This is a genomic window from Mycobacterium sp. E3247 (assembly GCF_001667785.1).
Taxonomy (GTDB): domain Bacteria; phylum Actinomycetota; class Actinomycetes; order Mycobacteriales; family Mycobacteriaceae; genus Mycobacterium.
On sequence record NZ_LZJG01000105.1, the window covers coordinates 1 to 10,745 of the forward strand.

A 10,745-nucleotide genomic window follows, 5' to 3' on the forward strand; every position below is an offset into this window, starting at 1 on the left:
GGCGGTGGCGGCGGAACCGGCGGGACAGGTGGCGGCATGGGCGGTGGCGGTCCGGTGCGGCCGTCCCCGGCGCCACCGCCCCCACAGAAGCAACCCGGCTTTGTCAGGCTCGCGCCGTGAGTCCGGACCTGCGATATTCGGCCCGCGCCTGCCTCGTCACCGCAGCGTCTCGGTGGGCACCGCGTAGCGGTCCTGGTAGGCGCGCACCCGCTCGCGCACCTCGCCTTCCCGTAGGCCGGTGTCCGACCAGGTGTACCGGCCGCGGCCGCCGTCGCCGGGATGGGTCGCCAGGAACTCGCGCATCCTCTGCTCGGCTTCGGGTCGCAGTTCACGATCCAGTCGCTGGTAGATGTCCTTGATCGTGGTCCACGGGTCGTCGACGAAGTCGCTGTATTGCACGTCGATCACGCGGTCCGCCGGCACCGCCCCGCTGTCGCGCAGGGCCATCTCGCGTTCCAGGCCGACCACGATCTCCTCGTAGGACTGGGCCGCGCACTCGGCGACGCTGGAATCGTCGCTGCACATCCGGCGCAGGTGGTGGGTCAGGGCGGCGATCGAGGAGATGACGTTGAGCGGGTCGCGGTGGGTCTGCACGATCAGCGCGTCGGGGTATTCGGCCAGCAGCGTGTCGAGCTGCCACAGGTGCGCCGGAGACTTCAGCAACCACTGACCGGGCACACCGGATTGCAAGTGCTGCAAAAAGATTCGGTGGTAGTGGTAGGCGCCGGCATGGTCGGCCTCATAAAGCAGCCAGCGGTAGTAACCGGGCAGCCGGTATTGGACCGAGAAGATCATGCTGACGAAGTCACCGGCGGTGATGCGCACGCACTCCTGCCCGACGAGGGCGCCCATCGGATGGAACGCGAGAAACCCCGGCATGATCTGCTCGGACATGTCGATGCTGGCCTGCGTCTGCGCGATGCGCGGATCGTCGTGGTAGGTCTCGGGCTGCGGAACCGGACACGGCTCGTCGACCTCCCACGTCAGCGGGGCCCGCAGCCCGGGATCCTGGGCGAGCAAGTCGTACAGGATGGTGGTCCCGGTGCGGGGCTGGCCGACGATGAATATCGGTGCTGTGATCGGGTTGGCGGCGATCTCGGGGTGCTGCTTGCGCCAAGCGATCACGCCCAGGCGGTTCTTCAGCGCCCGCATGATGTCGAGGTGGGCGATCTCCACGCCGATGTCCGACAGCCGCGCGTCGTTGATCAACCCATCGGTGAGGCGGTGCAGCCCGGGCCGCCAGCCCTCGGTGCCGAAGTCGTCGCTCCCCGCCTCCTCGCAGGCCGCGGCTATCAGCCGCTCGGGGGCGAATCGGTCGTGCAGCGTCATACCTTCTCCTCACAGCGGCGCACCGACACCGTCACCTCGGGGGGTGCCGGATTGTCCAGCCAGCGCAGGACGATGAATCCGCGATGCCGGCCACCGGTGTCGAGCCAGTGGCCAACGCCGAAGTCCTTGGCGGAGATCGCGATCCGCACCCGTCCGTCGGCGTCGGGTGCCACGCCGCGATTCGTCACCGAGCTGTGCCGAGCGCGCGGCTCCAAACATTCGTGCCAGATGCTTTCCAGCGTGACGTTCCAGAACCGGGCGTCGGGGGGTGCGATGTCGAGCAGCAGGACGTCGCCGGGGTCCAGCCGGTACGTCCCGATCATGTACAGGTTGTCGGGGGTGGTGTCCGCGGCGCCCAGGTCGGCGGCCTGCGCGGTCAGCAACGTATTGGGCATGCCGAGCAGTTCGGGCTTGATGGTGCGGTGCAGCGTCGCGAGCTTCATCAGGGACCACGCCATGGCGGTGAACTGATCGGCGAGCTCGGTGTCGATCAGCGGCGTCAGCGAGGCGGGGGCCAACGCCTCGATCCGCAGCGTGGCGAGCTCTTCGCGGCCGCGATCACCGATGTACTCGCGAACCACCACCGACGAGGCGTCCTCGGGAATCTTCACCCACTGGGCGCCGGCCAGATCGGCAGGCTCGTCCGCGGACAGCACCAGCGTGAATTCGCCCGAGCGCAGCGCCAAATCGCGGTCGCTGACGTACCCCGCCATGCGGCGCGGCGTGAGGCCGGTGCCGGCCAGGATCTGCAATCCGAGGTAGGCGCTGGTGCCCCGGGAACCGGTGATCCGGTAGCTCCGGTCCCCACGAATCATGGCCAGGTAGTAGTTCCCGTCGGGATTGGGGCCGCCGACCATCCGGTTCTCCGCGCACATATCGAAGAACGAGGGCCGCTCGGCGTCGGCCTCAACCGCCATCTGCGCGCACAGGGAGGAGATGCGGGCGATCAGCCGCAGCCCTTCGAGCAACTCCCGCTCGGATTCGGCGTCCTCGGTCACGATCTTCGTGACGTCGGCAACCATCTGCTGAAGGAACCCCCAGGCGGCACGCGCCTGGGCAGCGGGCGGATCCGGCGAATCGGCGTCTTGAGACATCGTCTCATGCTAAGACTATGTCTTACGTCTTAGGTGTCGATTCGCGGGAAAAGGTGGGGAATGGCTGCCACGACGTCGTTGGCCGAACGGAAGCGAACGGCGATGCGTCAGCGCATCGCCGCGGCCGCGGCTCAGCTGGTCGCCGACCGCGGACTGGCCGCGACGACGGTGGAGCGCATCGCCGACGAAGCCGACATCGGGCGGGCGACGTTCTTCCGGTACTTCAACTCCAAGGAAGACGCCGTCGCCGAGGGCATGACCGCCCATTGGCTGAACCGGATCACCACCGCCCTGGCGGCGCAGCCGCAGCGCCTCAGCGCCACCGACGCGGTCATCGGCGCCTTTGCCGAGCTCGCGGAAGGATCCGCCGACATTGAGGACCAGATCCGCGAATTGGCCATGCTCACAAGGTCGTCCGAGACGCTGGACGCATGGACGCTGCACATCTATGTGCGCTATGAGCGGGCGATCGGCGACCTCGTCGCGCCGCGCCTGCGGCGGTTGGTCCCGCAGGACCCCAGGCCGCGCCTGATCGGTGCGCTGGCGATGGCGACCGTCCGGATTGCCCTGGACGACTGGCTGAGCCACGGGGGATCCCTCCCCGAGCGGGTGGGGCGTGGCCTGGCCGCGATCTCGGTCGGATAGCCACGTGTCCTGAGCCCTGCGGTCTCGAGGCGGCCGCTGCCGTTTTGAAGGACCAATGCCCCTGTTGTGCCACCCGAGCCGCCGGTAATTTGACTGTGTACCTTGGAGATTCGCGTGATGAGCGTTACGCGGACGTTAACACTGTGTGGCCGCTAGCCACCGAAACTGGGAGTTGTCTTGTCAGGACAGCGCGACGTCAAGATGCGGCTGGCCGGCTTGCTCGACCAGATCGACGACCTACTGACCAGCCTGCGCAACGCGGAGACCTCCTGGGCGCAGTGGCTGCCGGCGATCGCGCCGGAGCACCAGGCGAGTGCGCGAAACCTGCTGCACTACTGGGCGATTCGCCAATTCGATCTACGCGACCTGCAGGCGGGGCTCGCGGAGTTCGGCCTGTCGTCGTTGGGCCGCAGCGAAGCGCACGTGCAGGCGACGCTCGTCGCGGTCCGCGCGGCCATCGCCGCCTTGGCGGACGGGAATTGGCAGCCGCCGCCCCCGTCGGCGGTGCCGATCGAGCAGGGACCGAAGATCTTGCGCCAGCACACGGTAGAGCTGCTGGGGCCCCGCCCCCCGCATCGGATGACGCGCATCATGGTCACGCTGCCGTCGCAGGCCGCGACCGACCCGGCCCTGGTTCGCGAGCTGGTGCGGCGGGGCATGAACATCGCGCGGATCAACTGCGCCCACGACGACGTCCACGCATGGCGAGCCATGGCCCGCCACGTCCGCGAGGCGGCCGTGGACGCCGGCACACCATGCCTGGTCGCCATGGATCTGGCGGGCCCGAAGCTGCGGACCGGTCCGCTCGAGCCGGGCCCCCGCGTGGTGCGGCTGCGTCCGCAACGCGACCAGCTCGGCCGCGTCGTCGCACCGGCACGGGCGTGGATGACGTCGGGCGAAGAACCGTCGGGCCCGCCGCAACCGGACATGGCGGTGTTCACGGTGCCGGCGCAGTGGCTGGCGAACCGCGCGGCGGGCGATGCGCTGGCGCTACGGGATGCGCGCGGCGCCAAGCGGCAGATCGTTCTGCAGGACGCGGTCCCGGGAGGCTTCGTGGTCACCGCGCGGCAGACGACGTACCTGGTAACCGGGACCGCGCTGCACGCCGGGGACGGCGGCGAATCAGCCGCAGAATCAGCGCAAGTGGGTCCGCTGCCGGAGAAGGAGCAGAGCCTACTGGTGCGCGCGGGAAGCCTGCTGCAACTGACCCGTGACTGCTCACCGGCGCCCGTCGACAGTGGTCGAACCGTGCCGCGCATCGGTTGCACGCTGCCCGAGGCCTTCGATCATGCCCGGCCCGGCGACGCGGTCCACTTCGATGACGGCAAGATCGGCGGCCGGGTGATATCCGCCGGCCGTGACGTCCTCACCGTGCGCATCGACCGGCCGGAGCAGGGGGAGGCTCGGCTGAAGGCGGGCAAGGGCATCAACATGCCCGACACCGACTTGCCGATCTCGGCGCTCACCGACCGCGATGTCGCTGATCTCGCCGCCGTGGTCGAACTGGCGGATCTCGTCGACATGTCGTTCGTTCGCACTCCGGCCGATGTCGAGCGGTTGCTGGATGAGCTCGACCGGCTCGGCGGCGCCGGGCTGGGCATCGTGCTCAAGATCGAGACCCGGCGCGCCTTCGAAAACCTGCCGCAGCTGCTGCTCACCGCCATGCGCCGGCCGCGCGTCGGGGTGATGATCGCGCGCGGCGACCTGGCGGTCGAGTGCGGCTATGAGCGGCTGGCCGAGTTGCAGGAGGAAATCCTGTGGCTGTGCGAGGCCGCGCACCTGCCGGTGATCTGGGCGACGCAGGTCCTCGAGCAACTCGCCAAGACCGGCCTGCCGTCACGCGCCGAGATCAGTGACGCGGCCATGAGCGAACGGGCCGAATGCGTGATGCTGAACAAAGGCCCCTTCCTCGACGACGCGGTCACCGTGCTCGACAACATCATGCGGCGAATGGCCGATCACTACTACAAGAAGAACGCGTTGTTGCGCCCGCTACGGTCGTGGTCCGCCTCGGCGGGTCAGGGCATCGACGATGATTCGGGTCGTGAGCTCGGCTCGGCGTCGTGAATACCGTTGTGGGTCAGACAGGATCGGATAGACGACGCCACCGACGATCGCATCCGCGGCCGACTCGGCGGTGCTGTCGTCGATGCCGTCGGCAACGATCCGCGCCCGGACGCTCTCGTGCAGAGGCTCACTGAATCCGGCGCGCAGTTTGACCGCGGTGTCCTCGTGTTCCATGCCCGCGGCGGTCAAGGTCCGCAGCATGGCCGAGCCGCGGGCCGTCGTCAGGGTCGTGGCGAGCTTGCGCACCCACACCACCAGGTCGTCCGCCAGATCTTCGGTGTGATTGACCGATGCGAGGAGCTGGTCGGCGTCCTCGAGCATCACGTCGGCGACCAGGGCCGGGCGACTGGGCCACCACCGATAGATGGTCTGCTTGCCCACCCCGGCCCGCGCGGCGACCGCCTCGATGGTCAGACCGTCGAAGCCGCGCTCGAGAAGTAGCTCGCGCGTGGCGGTGACGATCGCGGTCCGCGACTTCTCGCTGCGCCGTCGCGGCGGGGTCACCCGGGTGAGATCGCTTGCCATATGGTGATCCTCACTGCCGCGGTGGCCCGCTTTACATCGCTCGACTGCCCCCGGTAGTCTGCCACAAGACGAGACGGTCCGTCTTGTAAGTCGGAAGGGTAGCAGCTGTGCGGCCAACCGTAGTCACCTCGTGGCCGTCATCGTGACCCTCGGACTGAGCCCGGAGCAGCAGGAGCTCAGCGATGCCGTCGGCCGGTTCGCCGGCCGGCACGCGCCCATCGCCGAAACTCGCGAGGCGTTCGCCGACCTCGCCGCGGGCCGGCGGCCCGCGTGGTGGGACGCCCTGGTCGGCAACGGCTTTCACGCGGTGCATCTGCCCGAAAGCCTGGGCGGGCAGGGCGGCGGGCTGATGGACGCCGCGTGCGTTCTGGAGGCGGCGGGCAAGGCGCTGTTGCCGGGCCCGCTGCTGCCCACGGTCACCGCCGGAGCCGTCGCGCTGCTGGCCGACCCGACGGCGGCCGCCGAAGCCCTGGTGCGCGGCCTGGCCGCGGGTGCCACCGCGGCGGTCGTGCTTCCCGACGACGGCGACTTCAGCGCGCGTCCCGACGGCGAGGGCTGGCTGGTGACCGGCGCGTCGGAGGTAACCGCCGGCGTCTGCGCGGCGCGGACGGTCCTCCTCGGCGCCAGCGCGGACGGCGACGGTGTGGTCTGGGTGATTGTCGACACCGAAAACCCCACGGCGACAGCGGAGCCCGTCACCGGCACCGACCTGGTCGCCGACGCGGGCATCTTGCGACTCGACGACTATCGTGCGGCCGGGTCGCAGGTTCTCAGCGGCATCAACCCCGACCGCGCGCGGTGTGTCACCGTGAGCCTGGTGGCCAGCGTGATGGCCGGCATCGCGCAGTGGTGCGTCGAGGCGGTCACCGCGCACCTGCGCGTCCGCGAGCAGTTCGGCAAGGTGATCGGTACCTTCCAGGCGCTGCAGCACAGTGCGGCGATGCTTTTGGTCAGCAGCGAGTTGGCCACCGCGGCGGCCTGGGACGCGGTGCGTGCCGTCGATGAATCGCTCGACCAGCATCGAATGGCCTCCGGCGGTGCGGCGACGGTCGCGGTCTCACCGATCCCGGACCTGGTGCTCGACGCGCTGACGATGCTCGGCGCCATCGGTTTCACCTGGGAACACGACGTCCACCTGTACTGGCGACGGGCCATCAGCCTGGCGGGATCGATCGGTCCGGCGAATCGCTGGGCGCGGCAGCTGGGACAGCTCACGTGCACCCAGACGCGCGACATGTCGGTGAATCTCGGCGACGCGGAATCGGAGTTCCGGTCCTGGGTCGCCGAGACGCTGGATGCGGCAATGCAGTTGCGCAACGACACACCGGCACCGCACGGCGACTACCCGGACCAGGCCTCCGGGCCCCAGCGCACGTTGCTGGCCGATGCCGGCCTGATGGCGCCGCACTGGCCGGCGCCGTGGGGCGTCGATGCGGGTCCCCTCAAACAGCTCATCATCGACGAAGAGTTCGCCAAGCGACCCGGGCTGGTCCGGCCGTCCCTCAACATCGCCGAGTGGATCCTGCCCTCGGTGCTGGCCGCCGCACCAAAAGACCTGCAAGAAAAGCTGATTCCGCCGACCCAACGCGGCGAGATTCACTGGTGCCAGCTGTTCAGCGAGCCGGGTGCCGGCTCCGACCTGGCGTCGCTGGCCACCCGGGCGACCAAGGTCGACGGCGGTTGGCGGGTCAACGGCCACAAGATCTGGACGTCGTTGGCGCAGTACGCCGACCTTGGCGCCCTGCTGGCGCGCACCGACCCCGAGGCCAGCAAGCACCGCGGCATCGGCTACTTCATCCTCGATATGCGGTCGCCCGGCATCGAAATCCAGCCGATCAAAACGGCCACCGGGCAGCCGCACTTCAACGAGGTGTTCCTCAACGACGTCTTCGTCCCCGACGAGATGTTGCTGGGCGCCCCTACCGACGGATGGAACCTCGCGATCGCCACCATGGCCGAAGAGCGCTCCGCCATCAGCGGATACGTCAAGTTCGACCGGGCGGTGGCGCTGCGGCGGCTCGCGGCCGAACCGGGACCGGACCGCGACGACGCGCTGCGCGCGCTCGGCGAGCTCGACGCGTACACGCACGCCATCAAGGCGCTGGGCGTTCGGGAGACCATTCGGTTGCTCGACGGCCAGGCGTCGGGCCCGGCCTCCAGCATCGCCAAGGTGGCGATGAACGTCCTGTTGCGCAGGACGTTCGAGGCCACGCTGCGCCTGACCGGTCGCGCGGTGATGGCCGCCGACTCCGACCCCGACATCGTGGAGCGCTACCTGCACCTGCCCGCCGAGCTGCTCGGCGGCGGGACCCGCGAGATTCAGTTGAACATCATCGCGCAGATGATTCTCGGACTGCCCCGAAAGTAGGACCGCCCATGGGATTACGCGGAGAGGCCGCGATCGTCGGCTACGTCGAGCTGCCCCCCGAGCGGCTCAACAAGGCCTCGCTCGCGCCGTTCGCGATCGAGCAATGGGCGGAACTGTCCGCCGCCGCCCTCGAAGACGCCGGATTGCCCGGTGACGTCGTCAACGGGATCGTGGCCTCACATCTGGCCGAGTCGGAGATCTTCGTGCCGTCCACCATCGCCGAATACCTGGGCGTCGGCGCGCGATTCGCCGAGCACGTCGACCTGGGCGGTGCCAGCGCGGCGGCCATGGTCTGGCGGGCCGCCGCGGCGATCGAACTGGGCATCTGTGACGCGGTGCTGTGCGCCTTGCCGGCCCGCTACATCACGCCGACTTCGAAGAAGAAGCCCAGGCCGTTGGTGGACGCGATGTTCTTTGGGTCGTCGAGCAACCAATACGGCTCTCCCCAGGCCGAATTCGAGATCCCCTACGGCAATCTCGGGCAGAACGGGCCCTACGGGCAGGTGGCCCAGCGTTACGCGGCTGTCTACGGCTACGACGAGCGGGCGATGGCCAAGATCGTCGTCGACCAGCGGGTCAACGCCAACCAGACCGAGGGCGCGATCTGGAAGGACAAGCCGCTGACGGTCGACGACGTCCTGGCCAGCCCCGTGATCGCCGACCCGTTGCACATGCTGGAGATCGTCATGCCCTGCGTCGGGGGTGCCGCGGTGGTGGTCGCCAACGCCGACCTCGCCGGGCGGGCGCGCCATCGGCCCGTGTGGGTCAAGGGATTCGGTGAACACGTGCCGTTCAAGACCCCGACCTACGCCAAGGACCTGCTGCACACTCCCATCGCGGAGGCAGCTGACACCGCGTTCGCCATGACCGAGCTGAGCCGCGAGCAGATGGACATGGTGTCGATCTACGACTGCTACACCATCACGGTGCTGCTGTCGCTGGAGGACGCGGGCTTCTGCGAGAAGGGCAAGGGCATGGAGTTCGTCGCCAACCATGACCTGACCTTCCGGGGCGACTTCCCGCTCAACACCGCGGGCGGACAACTGGGGTTCGGTCAGGCCGGGCTCGCCGGCGGCATGCACCATGTCTGCGACGCCACCCGGCAGATCATGGGCCGCGCGGGCGCGGCGCAGGTCGCCGACTGTCACCGCGCCTTCGTGTCCGGCAACGGCGGGATCCTGTCCGAGCAAACCACGCTGATCCTCGAGGGGGATTGATCCCGACATGGCCACCTTCGAGCGCCCGATGCCCGTGAAAACCCCGACCAGCGCACCGTTTTGGGACGCACTGGCGCAGCACCGCATCGTCATCCAGTATTCGCCCTCGCTGGGCGGCTACGTGTTCTACCCACGGGTGCGCGCACCGCGCACGCTCGCCGACGATCTGGAATGGCGAGAGATCTCCGGGATGGGGACGTTGTATTCCTACACCGTGGCGCGCCGCCCGGTCAGCCCGCACTTCGCCGACGCCGTCCCGCAGCTGCTGGCCATCGTCGAATGGGACGAGGGGCCAAGGTTTTCCACCGAGATGGTCAACGTCGATCCCGCCGACCTGAGGGTGGGGATGCGAGTGAAGCCGGTGTTCTTCGACTACCCGGAGCACGACGTGACGATGTTGCGGTACGAGCCGGCCGACTGATCTCGCGGCAGCGACTATTAGTCCGCAGCCAGCGGCGGAGCTGCCGGCTCACTAAGGTGGGCCGTGCGCGTTGCGCAGCAATCGAACACGGAGATGCCGGCGCCGGGCGCACGGTTGACACTGTGATCGGCGCCATTATCTACTAGTCGCAGATCCCCCCGAGGAGCGCGGCATGAACAAGGACGACTTGATCCTGATCAGCGTGGACGACCACATCACCGAGCCCGCCGACATGTTCGAGGCCCACGTCCCCGCGACGTACAAGGACCGCGCGCCCCGGGTGGTGACCGAACCCGACGGCGTCCAGCAGTGGTACTACGGCGAGGTTCGCGGCCGGAACATGGGATTGAACGCCGTGGCGGGAAAGCCCCGCGAGATGTACAACATCGACGCGTCCCGCTATGACGAGATGCGCCCCGGTTGCTTCAACGTCGACGAACGGGTCCGCGACATGAACGCCGGCGGTCAGCTGGCCGGCCTGAACTTTCCCAACTTCACCGGCTTCTCCGGCCAGGTCCTCAACCAGGGCCCCGACCGTGCGGTCAACCTGGTGATGATCAAGGCCTACAACGACTGGCATATCGACGAGTGGTGCGCCGCATACCCGGGCCGATTCATCCCCTGCGGCATCCTGCCGCTGTTCGACGTGGCCGAGGCGGCGAAGGAGGTCAAGCGCCTCGCCGGCAAGGGCTGCCACGCGGTGACGTTCTCGGAGAACCCAGAGGCGTTGCAAATGCCCAGCATTCACACCAAGTACTGGTACCCGCTGTTCGCGGCGGTCTGCGAGAACAACACGGTGCTGTGCACGCACGTCGGGTCCGCGTCACGGAGCCCGCAGGTGTCGACGGACGCCCCGCCCAGTGTGCAGATGACGGCGTCGTCGATGATGAGCATGTTCACCTTCACCGAGCTGATCTGGGCCGAGTTCTGGGCGGACTTCCCCCAGCTGAAGTTCTCGCTCACCGAGGGCGACGTCGGCTGGATACCGTACTTTTTGTGGCGCGCCGAACACGTCGGTGGGCCCGCGGTAACCGGGCGGGAACTTGGCCTGCGTCCATCCCGAATGGCGGTTGTAGACG

9 protein-coding genes are annotated in these 10,745 nt (G+C 68.5%); 6 read left to right on the forward strand and 3 right to left on the reverse strand.

Annotated features, from left to right (window positions below):
- Positions 1-156: 156 nt before the first annotated feature.
- Positions 157-1,329, reverse strand: coding sequence for a sulfotransferase (locus tag A9X04_RS05405; protein ID WP_067918462.1), 1,173 nt, complete (start codon positions 1,327-1,329; stop codon positions 157-159).
- The gene (locus A9X04_RS05410; protein ID WP_067918464.1) at positions 1,326-2,423 is read right to left on the reverse strand and encodes a DUF1214 domain-containing protein; all 1,098 of its coding nucleotides are present in this window, start codon (positions 2,421-2,423) and stop codon (positions 1,326-1,328) included. Before A9X04_RS05410 ends, A9X04_RS05405 begins: the two co-directional genes overlap by 4 nt.
- A gap of 60 nt (positions 2,424-2,483) precedes the next feature.
- Between A9X04_RS05410 and A9X04_RS05415 the strand changes: the two genes are divergently transcribed.
- Both A9X04_RS05415 and A9X04_RS05420 read left to right on the forward strand, forming a co-directional pair.
- The gene (locus A9X04_RS05415; protein WP_067918466.1) at positions 2,484-3,068 is read left to right on the forward strand and encodes a TetR family transcriptional regulator; all 585 of its coding nucleotides are present in this window, start codon (positions 2,484-2,486) and stop codon (positions 3,066-3,068) included.
- Positions 3,069-3,269: 201 nt separating this feature from the next.
- A complete protein-coding gene (locus tag A9X04_RS05420; protein WP_067918468.1) occupies positions 3,270-5,135 on the forward strand; it encodes a pyruvate kinase in 1,866 nt (621 codons plus the stop codon).
- Here A9X04_RS05420 and A9X04_RS05425 read toward each other — a convergent pair.
- Entirely contained in the window at positions 5,061-5,660 is a 600-nt protein-coding gene (locus A9X04_RS05425) for a TetR/AcrR family transcriptional regulator (RefSeq protein WP_067918470.1), read from the reverse strand. The two genes, A9X04_RS05420 and A9X04_RS05425, sit on opposite strands and share 75 nt — an antisense overlap.
- Before the next feature lie 142 nt (positions 5,661-5,802).
- Here A9X04_RS05425 and A9X04_RS05430 point away from each other — a divergent pair, with 142 nt between their 5' ends.
- The 4 genes from A9X04_RS05430 to A9X04_RS05445 form a co-directional block, all read left to right on the forward strand.
- A complete protein-coding gene (locus A9X04_RS05430) occupies positions 5,803-8,028 on the forward strand; it encodes an acyl-CoA dehydrogenase (protein WP_067918477.1) in 2,226 nt (741 codons plus the stop codon).
- An 8-nt stretch (positions 8,029-8,036) separates the two neighbouring features.
- Complete coding sequence (locus tag A9X04_RS05435) at positions 8,037-9,245, forward strand: thiolase family protein (RefSeq protein ID WP_067918473.1); 1,209 nt, start codon at positions 8,037-8,039, stop codon at positions 9,243-9,245.
- Between the two features lie 7 nt (positions 9,246-9,252).
- Positions 9,253-9,666, forward strand: coding sequence for a Zn-ribbon domain-containing OB-fold protein (locus A9X04_RS05440; protein ID WP_067918475.1), 414 nt, complete (start codon positions 9,253-9,255; stop codon positions 9,664-9,666).
- A 172-nt stretch (positions 9,667-9,838) separates the two neighbouring features.
- Positions 9,839-10,745: amidohydrolase family protein (locus A9X04_RS05445; protein WP_231985664.1), on the forward strand; the 907-nt coding region annotated here is incomplete at its 3' end.